This is a genomic window from Streptomyces sp. NPDC053750, from assembly GCF_044544295.1.
In the GTDB taxonomy this organism is placed as follows: domain Bacteria; phylum Actinomycetota; class Actinomycetes; order Streptomycetales; family Streptomycetaceae; genus Streptomyces.
Window position 1 is genome coordinate 23,817 of record NZ_JBITXB010000028.1, and the last position, 14,923, is coordinate 38,739.

General features: G+C 71.9%; 10 protein-coding genes. All 10 read left to right on the forward strand.

Annotation, left to right across the window (positions count from 1 at the left end; translation table 11 throughout):
• The first annotated feature begins 57 nt into the window (after window positions 1-57).
• From ACIGO6_RS38415 to malQ, 10 genes are read left to right on the forward strand one after another with little or no spacing between them, the layout of a single operon-like run.
• On the forward strand, window positions 58-1,356 hold the full coding sequence (locus tag ACIGO6_RS38415; RefSeq protein WP_399884880.1) for an aspartate aminotransferase family protein: 1,299 nt from the start codon (window positions 58-60) through the stop codon (window positions 1,354-1,356).
• Window positions 1,353-2,381, forward strand: a complete 1,029-nt coding sequence (locus ACIGO6_RS38420; protein WP_399884882.1) for an ATP-binding cassette domain-containing protein — start codon at window positions 1,353-1,355, stop codon at window positions 2,379-2,381. Before ACIGO6_RS38415 ends, ACIGO6_RS38420 begins: the two co-directional genes overlap by 4 nt.
• Window positions 2,378-3,202, forward strand: coding sequence for an ABC transporter permease (locus tag ACIGO6_RS38425; protein WP_399884884.1), 825 nt, complete (start codon window positions 2,378-2,380; stop codon window positions 3,200-3,202). Before ACIGO6_RS38420 ends, ACIGO6_RS38425 begins: the two co-directional genes overlap by 4 nt.
• Window positions 3,199-4,005 carry an ABC transporter permease gene (locus ACIGO6_RS38430; RefSeq protein ID WP_399884886.1) on the forward strand — a complete coding sequence of 269 codons (807 nt, stop codon included), beginning with the start codon at window positions 3,199-3,201 and terminating at the stop codon, window positions 4,003-4,005. Before ACIGO6_RS38425 ends, ACIGO6_RS38430 begins: the two co-directional genes overlap by 4 nt.
• A gap of 6 nt (window positions 4,006-4,011) precedes the next feature.
• Complete coding sequence (locus ACIGO6_RS38435) at window positions 4,012-5,499, forward strand: hypothetical protein (RefSeq protein WP_399884888.1); 1,488 nt, start codon at window positions 4,012-4,014, stop codon at window positions 5,497-5,499.
• Window positions 5,500-5,505: 6 nt separating this feature from the next.
• On the forward strand, window positions 5,506-7,596 hold the full coding sequence (locus ACIGO6_RS38440) for a glycosyltransferase (protein ID WP_399884891.1): 2,091 nt from the start codon (window positions 5,506-5,508) through the stop codon (window positions 7,594-7,596).
• Complete coding sequence (locus ACIGO6_RS38445) at window positions 7,589-8,716, forward strand: sugar phosphate nucleotidyltransferase (RefSeq protein ID WP_399884893.1); 1,128 nt, start codon at window positions 7,589-7,591, stop codon at window positions 8,714-8,716. Before ACIGO6_RS38440 ends, ACIGO6_RS38445 begins: the two co-directional genes overlap by 8 nt.
• Window positions 8,713-9,681: a carbohydrate kinase family protein gene (locus tag ACIGO6_RS38450; protein ID WP_399884895.1), complete on the forward strand. Its 969-nt coding sequence runs from the start codon at window positions 8,713-8,715 to the stop codon at window positions 9,679-9,681. Before ACIGO6_RS38445 ends, ACIGO6_RS38450 begins: the two co-directional genes overlap by 4 nt.
• A 23-nt stretch (window positions 9,682-9,704) precedes the next feature.
• On the forward strand, window positions 9,705-12,752 hold the full coding sequence (locus tag ACIGO6_RS38455) for an HAD hydrolase family protein (protein ID WP_399884897.1): 3,048 nt from the start codon (window positions 9,705-9,707) through the stop codon (window positions 12,750-12,752).
• Window positions 12,749-14,917 (forward strand): 4-alpha-glucanotransferase, encoded by a 2,169-nt coding sequence (gene malQ, locus ACIGO6_RS38460; protein WP_399884899.1) that lies wholly within the window; start codon window positions 12,749-12,751, stop codon window positions 14,915-14,917. Before ACIGO6_RS38455 ends, malQ begins: the two co-directional genes overlap by 4 nt.
• Window positions 14,918-14,923: the final 6 nt, after the last annotated feature.

Consider the following 14,923-nt stretch of genomic DNA (forward strand, 5'->3'; position numbering starts at 1 on the left):
TCCCGCACCGCCCAACACCCTTGCCAATTACCGGAGTCCGCGCCGGAAGGAGCAGTAGTGAGGCACCAGCACCACCAGCTGGACCAGCTGGAGCGGGAGGAATCGCGTCTGGCGCCGGGGGCATCGGAGGAGGCCACCGCGGGTCGGCGCGTCTTCGCCGAGGGCCGCGGCCCCGTGCTGACCGACCTCGACGGCAACCAGTACCTGGACTTCGCCGCCGGCACCCTCACGCAGTCGCTGGGGCACTCGCATCCCGAGGTCGTCGACGCGCTCACGGCGCAGGCCGGGCGCCTGTGGAACGTGCATGACACGGCAACCCCGGAACGTGCCCGCCTTCTGGACACCCTGGCCCGGCTGTTGCCTGAACACCTCGACACCTACGCCCTGTTCTCCACCGGCGCGGAGGTCGTCGAGGCCGCGCTGCGCGTCGTCCAGGCGACCGCACCCCCGGGGCGCAACCGCATCGGCGCCCTGCGACACGGCTTCCACGGCAAGACCATGGGCGCACGGATGCTCGTCCACTGGGACATCGGGCACCAGTCGTTCGCGGGCAACAGCGTCCTCGGCTACGCGCCCTACTGCTACCGCTGCCCCCTCGGCCTGGAGTACCCGTCGTGCGGGGTGCGATGCGCCGCACTGGTGCGGCGGCACATAGTCGACAAGCCGAACACCTCGGCCCTCGTCTTCGAGCCCGTGCTGGGCGCGGCCGGCGTCATCGTGCCGCCACCGGGTTACTGGGAGCAGATCGCCGACGCCTGTCGCGCGAAGGGCGTGCTGCTCGTCGCCGACGAGGTGCTCACCGGCGGCGGGCGCACCGGCGCCTTCCTGGCGAGTGAGCTCATCGGTGTGGAACCCGATCTGGTGGCCATGTCGAAGGGCATGGCCAACGGCTTCCCCTTCGCCGTGCTCGCCGGACGCCACGACCTGCTGCACGATCCGGCGGCGGCAACACCGGGCGCGTACGCCTCCACGTACGCGAGCAATCCGCTCGGGATCGCGGCGGCGCGCGCCACGCTCGAGGTCATCGAGCGGGACCGGCTCGTCGAGCAGGTGGGCAGACTCGGGGAGATGCTCGCCGAACGGCTCGGCGCGCTGCACGACCGGTTCGAGCAGGTCGGACAGGTCCGTGGCCTGGGGCTGCTGTGGGGCCTGGAGTTCGTGACCGACCGTGCCACCCGGGCCCCCTCGCCCGGCCTCGCCCGCGCCGTGTACACGACCGCGCTCGATCTGGGCCTCCGGGTCGCGCTCGGCGGTCACGTGCTGCGGATCGCACCGCCCTTCACCATCGACGAAGCGTTGCTCGACGAGGGCGTCGAGCTGCTGGCGAAGGCCATCGAGTCGGCGGTGGCCGGGTGATCGTCGCACACGAGATGGTCAAGGAGTTCAAGATCCCCGAGCGGCGACCCGGTCTCGCCGGGTCCCTCGCCACCCTCTTCACGCGCAAGCACCGGCTGGTGCGCGCCGTGGACGGCGTGTCCTTCGAGATCCCCGCGGCCTCGCGCACGGCGTACATCGGCGCCAACGGCGCCGGGAAGTCCACGACCATCAAGATGCTGACCGGGATCATGACGCCCACCTCGGGCTACTGCCGGGTGCGGGGCATCGAGCCGTACCGGCACCGGCAGCGCAACGCACGCAACATCGGGGTGGTCTTCGGCCAGCGCAGCCAGCTGTGGTGGGACCTGTCGGTGCCGGACTCGTTCCGCATCCTGCGGCGGATCTACGATGTCCCCGACCACGTCTACCGGCGCAACCTCGCCCTGTACCGCGAGCTCCTCGACATCGACGCGCTCGGCTCGACCCCGGTCCGACAGCTCAGCCTCGGGCAGCGGATGCGCGCGGAGATCGCAGCGAGCCTGCTGCACGATCCGGCCGTCGTGTTCTGGGACGAGCCCACCATCGGCCTCGACATGGTGCTCAAGGAGGCAGTCCGCGAGCTCGTCAACCGCGCGCACCGTGAACTGGGCACCACCGTCGTGCTGACCAGCCATGACATCGCCGACATCGCCGCGATCTGCGACGCGGCCCTGGTCGTGGACCGGGGCCGCGTGGTGCACCAGGGCAGCATCCAGGACCTGTTGCGCTCGGCCGACCGTCGTTCGGTCCTCTTCGACCACCGTGACCACCTCGCGGTCGACGCCGTCTGCGCGATCGTCGAGCGTGGTCTGCCGGGTGTGCGGGCCGTGCCTGCCGACGGCGGACGCATCCACGTGGACTATCCGACGGGCGAGTTCACTTCGAAACAGGTGCTGGCGTTCCTCCTCGAGCGGTTCGACCTGGCCGACTGTTACGCGCCCGAGCCGGATCTGGAGGACGTCCTGCGCCAGATCTACGGCGGGCGGCAGACCGCGGCTTCCTCCGCCGAGGTGGGCGCCGTATGAAGCGGTCGTCAGGGGCGCCCGTGCGCGCCTATGTCCCGTTCGCGACCGGTGGGCTGCAGTCGCTGCTGCAGTACCGCTCGATGTTCGTGATCACGGGCGTGACCGCGGCGGCCGGCGCCGCCGTCACCGTGTTCCTGTGGCGTGCCGTGTACGCGGACGCACCGGCGAGCGGAGGCCCGGGCGGGTTCACTCTCACGGGCATCACCACGTACCTCCTGGTCGCCCAGGTGCTTCAGGTGCTGCACACCAACCGGGTGGACGACGAGGTCGCCGCCGAGGTGTACCGCGGTGACGTCGCGGTCATGCTCGTACGGCCGGTCAGCTATCCCCTGGTGCGCTTCTTCGCCTGTCTGCCGGTGGTCGGGGCCAACGCCGTGCTCGTGGGGGTGCCCGTCCTGGTCCTCTTCGCGTTTCTGGTGCCCCTCACGGTGCCGCGCCCCGGCGACATCGCCCTGTTCGCGGTGTCCACCGTGCTGTCCGTCCTCATCGCGTTCTGCGTCAACCTGCTCACCGGCATGACCGGGTTCGTCACCACCAACACCTGGGGCGTGCGCATGGTCAAGCAGAGCGTGGTCGCCTTCTTCGCCGGACAGCTGGTGCCGATCGCGCTGATGCCCGGGCCACTGGCCACGCTCGCCCACGCGCTGCCGTTCCGGGGCATGGTCGACGGCCCGCTGACGCTGCTGCTCGGACGGTACGACGGCGCGGCCGGAGCCCTCACCGTACTGGCTCAGCAGGCGGGGTGGGTCGTGGGGCTCGGGGCGGCGTCGGCCGTGCTGTGGCGGGCGGCCCTGGGCCGGCTGGAGGTGCTGGGCGGATGAGTGCCCTGCGCACCGTGGCCCGGTACGCGCGTCTGTCCTGGTTCCTGGGCGGGGTCGGCCTGCATCGGCTCACCGCGTACCGGATGGACTTCCTGCTGGGCGCGGGGGCGTTCCTGGTGAGGGTCGGAGTGCAGACGGCCGTGGTCGGTCTGGTGTTCCGGCACGTGCCGGTGGTGGGCGGCTGGTCGTACCACGAGGTGGTGTTCCTGCTCGGTTTCTCCCTGCTGCCGCGCGGCCTCGACCACCTCTTCACCGACCAGCTGTGGGAACTGGGACGCAAGCTGGTGCAGCGCGGTGAGTTCTACCGGCATCTGGTGCGGCCGGTCAGCCCGCTGTTCTCGCTGTTGTCCGAGCGCTTCTTCCATCCCGACGGTTTCGGCGAGCTGATCGTCGGCGTCGTCCTGGTGTGCTGGTCCGGATCGCACCTCGACCTGGAGCTGACCGCCCTCCAGTGGGCGCTGTCCCCGCTGCTCGTGGTGTGCGGGGCTCTGATCCACACCGCGGTGAAGCTGCTGTTCGCCTCGCTGTCGTTCTGGACGGTCACCAGCCTGCCGGCGATGTACGCGGCCAGTCAGGTCTCCGAGTTCGCGGCCTACCCCCTCGACATCTACCACCCGAGCCTGCGCGCCCTGCTGACCTGGGTGCTGCCGTTCGCCTTCACCTCGTACGTGCCGTGCGCCTATCTCCTCACCGGTGAGACGGGGCTGGTGGTGTGGCTGCCGGTGGTGACGGCCGGGGCGCTCGCCCTCGCGCTCGCGGTCTGGCGGCGCGGCCTGCACATCCATGAACCGACCGGGAGTTGAGAGCAGATGATCCCCGCCACAGCGGACGCGCGCCTGGACGTGCTGCTCCGCACCGCCCCCTGGATGCCGGAGGACGCACGTGCCGCCGAGCGCTACGAACGCGTCGACCACGCCGTGCTGGACGGGACGACACTGCTGCTGATCGTGGCGGCGGTCGGCGGCCCCGCGGCCGGCAGGCGGTTCTTCGTTCCGGTTCGCGCGGACGACGCGGACGGTCCGGGTGACGCCGGCCGGTTCGAGGAAGCGCACGGAAGTGACACGTTCGACGTCGCCCTCGTCACCCGTGCCCTGACCGGCGGCCGGCTTCCCACCGCGCGCGGCGGCACCATCGAGTTCCGCGGCCCCGGCCGGGGCCCTGCCGAGGTGCGGCGCCTTCCCTTCGAGCAGGGCTGGTCCTCCAACGCTCTCTCGCTGGTGGACGTCGCGGACACCGCGTGCATCCACAAGACGTACCGCCGGCTGGACGAGCCGATCCACGAGCCGGAACTGCTGCGCCGGATGAGTGGAACCGGACGCACCCCGCAGTGGATGGGCGACTACGCGTACGTCGACCCGTCCGGCACCGCCCGTCACCCCCTCGGCGTCGTCTACAGGTACGTGGAGGGCGAGGGCATCGACGTGCCGCTGCGGGCCAACCTGCGCTCGATGTGGTCGCGGGTGACAGGCACCGGGTCACCCGACGGGGTCGTTCACGCACACCTGCTGCCGCTGGAAGGAGCGCTGCACACGGCCGGGGAGTTTCTGCGCGGCTTCCACCGGGACCTGGCGCAGCAGCTGGGCGGGGCATCCCGCTACCCGGTGCGGGAAGCGCTGGCCGACGCGGCGGGGCGAGTCGACGAGCTCGACGGGCGCGCAGACGCACTGGCCCTGCCGAGGACGGACCACGAGGCGGCCTTCGCCGTGCTGCGCGCCGAACTCGACGACCTGGAAAAGGTGTTCGACGGTGCACCACCCCCCGAGGCCCGACCCTGTCACGGCGATCTCCATCTGTCCCATCTGCTCTGCGCGACCGGCGAACACCCCGGCGCCGGGTGGCGCATGACGGTGCTCGACCTGTCCACGCCCGCGCTCTCCCCCGACGACCCGCGCTGGGCGGAACAGTCCCCGCTGCAGGACCTCGTGGCCCTCGAACGCGCACTGCAGTACTTCGCGGCCGACGAGGCGGCGTTCGAAAGCGCGCGACGTCTCGGCGTCGACTCGCTGGAGACCATGCTCGCCGCCCTGCACGGTGCCCCGCACTGGTCCGAGGAGCGGCGGGTGGTGGTTCGGCGGGTCTTCGAAGCCGCCGACGCCTGGCGCAGTCGCGTGCTACGGCTGCTGCTGGGCGCCGCTTCCGATCACCCGCCGGGCGACCCTCTGCGGCGTCTGCTCTACCTGCGCAGGCTGCTCCACGAACTGGCCTACAACCAGGCCCATGCACGCCCCTACCACGCGGCGATCGACCTGCGTCACGCCCGCGCCCTTGTGCCGTCCGCCCCCTTCGCGAGGAAGTGACCGACCTTGGAACCGCGTATGCACATCATCGAGACGTACTTCGAATGCTGCGGCTTCGACCACACCTTCATCCAGGGCGGCACCTCCGTCTATCTGTGGAACCTGTCGAAGACGTTCGCCGCACGCGGCCACCGGGTGTCCATCGTGACCCCGGCGCACGGCCGGCTCGACGACCTGCGCACCCGGTACGACGTGGAGGACCTGCCGTACGAGGACACGTACACGCTGCCCGTCCCCCTCGACCCGACCGTGTGGCAGGAGTTTCCCGCCGAGGCCGAGCTGGCGCTCACCACGACCGCGCACCGCATCCGGCTCGAGGGCGTGGACCTGTACTTCCTCGCCAACGAGTGGCTGAACCGGCTGCCGGACACGTTCTATCCGCCGTACCACAGCAAGGGCCGTGACCTCGTCTTCTTCAAGCCCTTGGTGTTCCAGGTCGACGCGGTGCGGTTCCTGCGCGCCTGGTTCGGTGACGAGAAGGCGCTGGTGCACGCGCACGAACCGTACTACCACTACCTGCTGCCCGCGGCCCTGCGCGACGACCCGACCAAGCTCGTCGTCAGCAATGTGCAGAGCAACATGCCCATCGCGAAGAAGGTGTACGGGCCCGAGGTGCGCCGGCTGCTCGGGCTCCTCGGTGGCTCCGCTCCCCGGCCCGTCGAGAAGTCGGTCGCGGACGCCCCGCCGGCCATGGTCCAGTACCAGCAACGCACCCATCTGCACTACGAGTACGGCCCGGACAACATCGCCGTCTACGAACTGACCGCCGAGCACGCCGACCTGATCGACTTCCTCTCCCCCGGCCAGCTCGACTTCTACGCGGGATTCCGGGACACCCCGTTCGAGGAACTGTTCCGACGGCTGCCGATGGCCGACGTGGTACGCCGCAACGCGCACAAGATGTTCGTCGGCGGCTGTGCGATCTCCGACCAGTGGCTGGCCTGGGATCCGGCCGAGGTCGACCGGGCAGCGGTGCTCAAAGAACTCGGCCTGGACCCCTCCCTGCCCACGTTCTTCCACAACGCACGCTACGCGGTCCACCACAAGGGCCAGTTGGAGCTGATCCGCGCCGTCGACCGGGTACTGGGCCAGGGGCTCGAGGCCAACTTCATCGTGCGCTGCATCTCCGGCAGCGGCATCGACGACCCGCTCTTCCACGAAGTCGCCGCACGCCGTGCCGGGCGACTGCACCTGGAGTGGGAGCGGGTTCCCGAGCGGCAGGTGTTCGGGTACGCGGCGGCGTCCGACTTCTGCCTGTTCCCCTCGAAGTTCGAGATGGACACGTTCCTGATCGCGCAGGGCGAGGCCATGGCCGTGGGCTCGGTGCCGATCGCCACCGACCAACGCGGCATGGAGCACTTCCGCCACGCGGACAGGCCGGACACGACGACCGGGTTCGCCGTGAACCGCTCCTTCGCCGAGGACGACGAGCTGCTCGTCACGGCACTCACCGAACGCATCCGGCAGGCAGTCGACCTGTGGCGCGACGACCCCGAGGGGTACCGGGAGCTGGCCGGGCGGGCGTCCGCCGTGGCCCGGGGCTTCACCTGGGGGCACTGCGCAGACCTGCACCTGGCGGCGTTCACCCGACTGTGGCGGGGGGAGCCCGCCCGCCTCGATGCCGACCTGGCTGTGCGGCAGGGCTGGTTCGACCTGCTGGACGACGACGGACACACCGCGGAGGCGGCTGTGGCCCTCGGCGACGTGGACGCGTACGAGCGCTGCGCGCCGCTGGACGACGCGGCGGCCCGGCGACTGTTCGCCGCTGCATGGGCCCGCGCCGACTTCGCCGCCTGCGAGCGCACCGTCGCACGCAGACCGGGCGCGGTCGCGACCGACGACCTGGCACGGCTGCGTGAACGCGCCCAGCTCGACCCCGGCAACCGCCACCTGGTGTACCGGCTGCCGCACGCCGCCCGCGTCGAGGTCGTGTCGCCGGCCGACGGAGCCGGCGGTGTCCGGGCCCTGCCCCACGTGCGCACGCTGGAACGAACCGCGCCCGGCGTCTTCTCCGGCCCGCTGCCCGCCCCCGGCGACCTGCTGCTGCTCACCCTCGAGTCGGGACGCGTGACCTGGGACGAGGTGCGGCATGGCTGAGCGGACGACGGTACGCGCCGTCCTGCTCGCGGGCGGCGAGGGCAGGCGCATGGGCCCGCTGGGCACCGGCCGCCTCAAGCCACTGATCCCTTACGGGGGCGCTTGCCGGCTCATCGACTTCAGCCTCGCCAACGCGCGGACGTCGGGCCTGGGCGAGGTACTGCTGCTGTCCCAGTACGAGGAGCGGCAGCTCATGGACGACCTGCACCGGGTGTGGCACGCGCAGCCGGGGCTGCGGGTGCACTTCGGTCCCTACGACGACGCCTACCGCAACGCGGGCCCCGGTCGCCTGCCGGTCCGCCTTCCGGCCCGCTCCGGTGAGCCGGAGCGGGGCACGGCCGACGCGCTCATCCGCAAGGCGCCGTACATCTTCGGCTCGGGGACCGAGCAGGTACTCGTCCTGCACGCCGACCACGTCTACCGCTTCGACTACGGGGAGCTGATCGCCAAGCACCGGGCGTCCGGCGCCGCGCTCACTGTCGCCTACCAGCGCATCGAGCGTCGCTGGGTGCACCTCTTCGGGATGGTCGACTTCGATGCGCACGGACGTCTGACCCGGTTCGTGGAGAAGCCCGACACGCCCACCTCCGACCTGGTGTTCGCGGCGTTCTGCGTCTTCGACGCCGCTGCGCTGCACCGCTGTCTGGAACGCCTCGACGGCACCGACTGGCAGCACGACATCAGCCGTGACGTCATCCCGGCGATGCTCGCCGCGGGGGAGGACGTCCGGGGCTACGAGGTGCGCGACCACTGGGCCGACATCGGCACCGTCGAGCGCTATCACCGGGCGCATCTGGCGCTGGCGGACGATCCGGGCGGCGGCCTTCCGGTGGACCGGATGCCGTGGACGGTGCGGCCCGGGGTGCGGCGCGGCTGGGTGGCCGACTCGCTCGGTGTGCGCTCCTCGTGGGTGCCGCGGGATCTGGTGAACGAGGGGCGGGTGGAGCGCAGCGTGCTCTTCCCCGGCGTCCGGGTCGGGGCGGGGGCGCGGGTGAACCGCAGTGTCGTACTCCCCGGCGCCGTCGTTCCCCCTGGCGCCGACATCGACTCGTCGGTGGTCCTGGAGAACGGGGCCGTCCAGCACGTGCCACTGGCACAGACCGAAGGAGCACTGACATGAGCAAGGACATGAACGACACGAACACCGGCGCGCGCGGCGACGGGTACGACCTTCTGGTGGCGGGCGGCGCCGGCATGGACACGATCGTGCGGGTGCCGGAGCTCCGGGTGCCGGCCGGCGACTCGGTGTTCGTGCCGCCGGTGCACGACTATGTCGCCCACACCGGCAACGGCGTCGCGCGCGGCGCCCACGCCCTGGGCCTCGCGACCAAGTTCATCGACTTCCTCGGCGCCGACATCCAGGGGCAGCAGATCCTGGCCACCTACGCCGACGTCGGCCTCGACTTCAGTCACGTCGTCTCCCCGCACGGCACACCGCGCGGCGTCAACCTGGTCGACGAGCAGGGCCGCCGCTTCTCCTTCTACGACGGCCGGCACCCGGCCGACCTGCGACTGCCGCGCGACTTCTACCTGCCGCTTCTCGAACGGTCACGGCACGTCCACGTGTCCATCACCGGTGTCACCGCGGACATGTACACCGACATCCACCGCCTCGGCATTCCCAGCTCCACCGACCTGCACGACTGGGACGGCCTGAATCCGCACCACCGGCACTACGCGCTCGCCTCCGACTACGTGTTCCTGAGCGCCGCCGCGATCCACGACCGCCTCGAGGACGTACTGCGCTCCATCGTCGAGCAGGGCCGCGCGCGCGTGGTCGTCGCCACCGACGGAGCGGCCGGGTGCCATGTCCTGGAACGCGGCGACGCGAAGCCGCGGCATTTCCCCGCCGTACGGCCCGAGCGTCCCGTCGTCGACAGCAACGGCGCCGGAGACGCGTTCGTCAGCGCCTTTCTGTACGCGCTCGGGCGGGGGCGACCGGTCGACGAGTGCGTCCTCGCGGGGGCAGTGTCCGGTGCGTTCGCGTGCACGAGCCCGGGGACGCACACCGAGTTCATCGACCGGGCCGGGCTGCAGGCGGGCTGTGCGCACCACGCCGGCCGGCACCTGACGGTCGGCGACTGAACGAGAAACGGGACATCACCGACGTGCACATCATCTCCTTCTCCTTCGAGTGCGGTGGCTTCGATCAGCTGCTGATGCGCGGCGGGCTGTCCCCGCTGGTGTGGCAGCTCTCGAGGCGGTACGCCGCGCAGGGCCACCGGGTCTCGGTGGTCACGCCCGCCCACGGACATCTGGATCGGCTGCGGGCGACCCATGCCCTGGAGGACCTGCCCGCCCTCACCCGCACGCGCACCGTGCCCCTCGTACTCGACCCGAAGGTCTGGGCGGACCATCCGTCCGAGATATCCGTGGAGGTGACGACCTCGGCGCACCGGCTGCGGCTTGACGGCGTGGACGTGTACTTCCTGTCCAACGCGTCGCTGGATCTGCTGCCCGACCGGCTGTATCCGCCGCCGGGCGCGGAGGGCCGCGACCTGGCCGTCCACTTCAAGCCGCTGGTGTTCCAGGTCGAGGGGCTGCGCTTCGTTCAGGAACATCTGCGCTCCGGGAGCGAGCCGGCCGTGGTGCACGCCTTCGAGCCCGCCTACCACTACCTCCTGCCGCCGGTCCTCGCGCACGACCCGTCGCTGCGCACGGTGAGCACGGTCGCCGCCAACGCTCCGATCGGGCAGAAGGTGTACCGGCCGCAGGTGGAGCGCCTGCTGAGGCTGTTCGACGTCGATGTCGCCGGTGTGGACCTGGATGCCCTTGACGCTCCGCCACCTGCCGAGGACTCGGCGCGTGCGGTGTGGGGGCGTGCCCTCGCCGGCACACGGATGCACCTCGAGTACGGACCGGATCATGTCGGCCTGTTCCCCTTGATCGCCGCCCATGCCGACCTGGTCGATTTCGTGTCGTCGGGGCAGCGGACGTACTACAGCACGTTCCGGGACACGCCCTTGGAGGCGCTCTTCGAGACGCTGCCGGTGGCCGCGCTGCTGCGGCGCCGTGCCGGGCGACTGCTCGCCGGCGGCTGCGGGGTCACCGATTCCTGGCTGGCCCGGGACGCCGCCGCCGTGGACCGGGAGCGGGTGCTGGGCGCCCTCGGCCTCGACCCGGCGCGGCCCGTCTTCTACCACGCGGCGCGCTACGCGGTGCACCACAAGGGCCAGTTGGAGCTGATGCGAGCAGTGGAGGAGGTGCTGGACGGCGGGCTGGACGCCGGCTTCCTGATCCGGTGCGCCACCACGGACGGCGCCCCGGCGAACGCGTACTTCCAGTCGGTCGCCGACCGCCACCCCGGCCGATTGCGGCTCGCCTGGGACCTGGTCGACGAGGACACCCTGTTCGAGGAGGCGGCCTGCGCCGACTTCTGCGTCTACCCGTCGAAGTACGAGCTGGACGGCTTCCTCATCGCGCAGGCCGAGGCGATGGCGTGCGGAGCAGTGCCGATCGCCACCGATCAGGAGGTCACCCGGCACTTCCGGCACAGCCTGCCGACCGGTCACCCCGAGGCGACGGGGTTCGCGGTGCGCAGCTCGTTCCGCGACGACGACCCCGCCATGGCCCGGCAGCTCGCCACGTCCCTCCGCACGGCGGCGCACGTCTTCGACGGGTACACCGCCGGCACCGACGACACGTATGCGCGTCTGTCCGCCACCGCGAGCAGCACCGCCCGGCAGTTCACATGGGACCGCGCTGCTCGCACCCGCCTCGACGCCTTCGAGGACCTCATACGGGACCGGGCCCCGGCGTACCCGACAGGTGAGGCCCTCACGAACGGCTGGTTCGACACGCTGCCCGCTGCCGCCTGGCAGCACCACGCCGACGAGATCCGGGCGGCCGCCCTCACCCTGGGAAACCTCGACGCGTACGAACGCGCGGCCGGCCGCCCGGCGGATCAGGCCACGTTCGAGCGTCTCTTCGATGCGGCGTGGCAGCGAGCGGACTTCGCCACCGCTCTGCGCACCGCGGTCCTTGCCTGCCGTCCGGACCTGGCCGACCGGGTGCACGGCCGGGGGCGGGCGCAGCGGACGCCGGACGGCCGGTGGGACGTGACATACCGGCACGACCTGGTCGAACGGGTGGAGGTCGTGGTGAAGGGAGGCGGGGGTCACGCCTCGCCGTCGGTCGCCGGTGAGAGCGCCGCAGAAGCCCTCGCGTCGGACGAACCCGTCCCCGGTGACACCGGCGTCGTGCTCCACCCGCTCGGCCGCGACCAGGGGAAGTCTCCAGGGGCGTTCCGGGGCGTTCTCGACGCCCGCCCGGTGGGGAAGGAGCTGATCGCCATGCTCACGCTGGACTCGGACCGCGTCGCCTGGGACGCGCTGCCGCTGCACCGGCCACCGTTCCGACTGGTCGCCACCGACCTCGACGGCACGCTGCTGCGCGACGATCTGACCGTCTCTCCGCGTACCCGCGCCGCGCTCGCGGCCGTCGCCGACGCCGGGGCCCATCACCTGGTGGTCACCGGCCGCCCCGCCGCCGCCTGCGCGCACGTCCTCGAGGCTCTCGGCTACCGCGGACTCGCCGTGTGCGGGCAGGGCGCTCAGCTCTACGACGCCGCGTCAAGGCGACTGCTGTCCTCGGCCTCGCTCGGCCGGACCGTCGCGCGCCAGGTGGTCGCACGGGTGGAGGAGGCGCTGGGCCCCGTCGAGCTGGGCGTGGTGACGGCGCCGCCGGAGAGCCGGTTCAAAGTGACCGAGGGGTTCGGAGAACGGGTTCGGCACGGCTGGGACGTGACCGCGGACCGGGCCCTGCTGTGGGACTCCCCCGTCGACAAGCTGATCCTGCACCACCCCGACGTGCCGGAGGACCAGCTGGCCGCCCTCACGCAGGACTTGTGCGGTGACCAGGCCACCGTCGTGCACTCCGTGAAGGGCATGGTGGAAGTCCTCCCTCCGGGCATCACCAAGGGTGCCGGGATCGAACGTGCCGCACGCCTGCTCGGGTGCACCGGCGCGGACACCGTCGCCTTCGGTGACATGCCCAACGACATCCCCCTGCTCGACTGGGCCGCCCACGGCGTGGCCGTCGCCAACGCCCACCCCGCCCTGCGCGCGGTCGCCGACGAGGTCGCCCCCGGCAACGAGGAGGACGGAGTGGCGGCGGTCCTCGAGCGCATCTTCACCTACCGAGAGGAGCCGGCATGACCTGCGGCGGAGAGACCACGGCCGCCACGACCGTGCCGGCGTCCGCGCCCGACGCCCTTGCCCGGCTCGCCCACGCCCACGGGGTGGCCAGCGCGTACACGACGGACCGCGGCGCCCGCGTCGAGGTGGCACCCGACACCCTGGTGGCCGTCCTCGCGGCATGCGGAGTGGATGCCTCCACTCCCGCCGCGGTGCGCGCGTCCCTAGACGCGCACCACCTCGGGCGCACGGCTCGGCCGCTACCCCCGTACGTCGTGGTGCGGCAGTCCGAGAGGGTACGGCTCGACGCGCTCGGACTGCCGCGCGGCACCAGCGCCGTCGTGGACCTGGAGCACGGTGGCGGCACGATCGCGCTCGGCGATGCGCTCCCGGTGGGGCTGCACACCCTCCGTGTCCGGACCCCCGGCGGCCAGGACGCCGACGCCCCGCTGCTCGTCACGCCCCGACGGCTGCACACGCCCGAGGGCCGGCACTGGGGCTTTCTCGTCCAGCTGTACTCCGCGCTGTCGCGCCGCTCGTGGGGCATGGGCGACCTGGCCGACCTGGCGGAGCTCGCCGAGTGGTCGGGGCGTCAACTGAATGCGGGATTCGTCCAGTTGGGACCGCTGCACGCCGTAGAGCCGGGGCCGCTGATCGACCCGTCGCCGTACCGGCCCAGCTCGCGACGGTTCCCCGATCCGCTGCATCTGCGCGTGGAGGCGGTCCCCGAGTACGCGTATCTGGACGGCGCGGCGCGGGACGAGGTCGACGTCTGTGCGACGCGAGCCCGTGCGCTCAACGACATGGTGCTCGAGGGGGGCTCCCTGATCGACCGGGAGACCGTTCGCGCCCTGAAGCTCACCGCACTGCGCCGCATCCACGAGGCGGTGCCCCTCGCCCCCGGCCGGGCGGCGTCCTTCGCCGCCTTCGTCCGCCGTGAGGGCGACGACCTGACCGACTTCGCCACCTGGTGCGCGCTGGCCGACGTGCACGGCAGCGCGTGGCACCAGTGGCCGGCCGACCTTCGCGACCCGCGCTCGGGAGCGGTGTCCCGGGCCCGCGCCGAACTAGCCGACGCCGTCACCTTCCACCGGTGGCTCGCCTGGCTGACGGACGAGCAGCTCGCCGCCGCGCAGCACAGGGCGGTGACGGCCGGCATGCCGATCGGGCTCGTGCACGATCTCGCCGTCGGCGTCTCCCCGCACGGGGCGGACGCATGGGCGTACCAGCCCTTCCTGGCGGCCGGCATGAGCGTCGGCGCGCCCCCGGACGACTTCAACCCGCACGGTCAGGACTGGCAGCAGCCGCCGTGGCGGCCCGACGCCCTCGCGGCCGACGGGTACCGCCCTGTCGCGGGGCTGCTGCGCGCGGGGCTGCGGCATGCGGGGGCGCTCCGCGTCGACCACGTCATGGGGCTGTTCCGGCTGTGGTGGGTCCCGGAGGGCCGCCCGCCGAGCGAGGGCACGTACGTCCGCTACGACGCCGACGCCCTGGTGGGCACCCTGATGCTGGAGGCGCACCGCGCCGGGGCCGCCGTCATCGGCGAGGACCTCGGCACCGTGGAGTCCGGCGTCCGCGAGTACCTGGCGGAGCGCGGCGTGCTCGGCACGTCCGTCCAGCGCTTCGAGTACCTCGGCGGGTCCGAGGGGCGCCACGGACCGCTGCCGCCCGAGCAGTGGCGTACGGACTGCCTGGCCACCCTCACCACGCACGACCTGCCCACCACAGCGGCGTGGCTGAGCGGCGAGCACGTCGAACTGCGAGCAGAGCTCGGTCTGTTGACACGGCCGGAGTCGCAGGAGAAGGCCGAGGCCGCGGACGAGCGCGACGGGTGGCTCGCCGAGCTGGTCCGACTCGGCCTGCTGCAGGGCGATGACGCCGAAGCCGATCCGGACGCCGCCCTCCTCGCCCTCCACGCGTTCCTGGTCCGCACCCCGGCACGACTGCTGGGCGTGTGGCTGCCGGACGCCACGGGGGACCGCAGACCGCAGAACCTGCCGGGGACGACCACGGTGCACCCCAACTGGCGGCTCCCGGTGGCCGACGCCGCAGGACGTCCGGTGGCACTCGAGGACCTGCCGGACCATCCGCTCCTACGAAGGGTCACCCGGCTGTTCGCGGGCTCCCCCACCGCTCCACCCCTTTCCGGTCCTTTCCGAAATCCCCGTACTTCACGAGTTCACTGAGCGAGG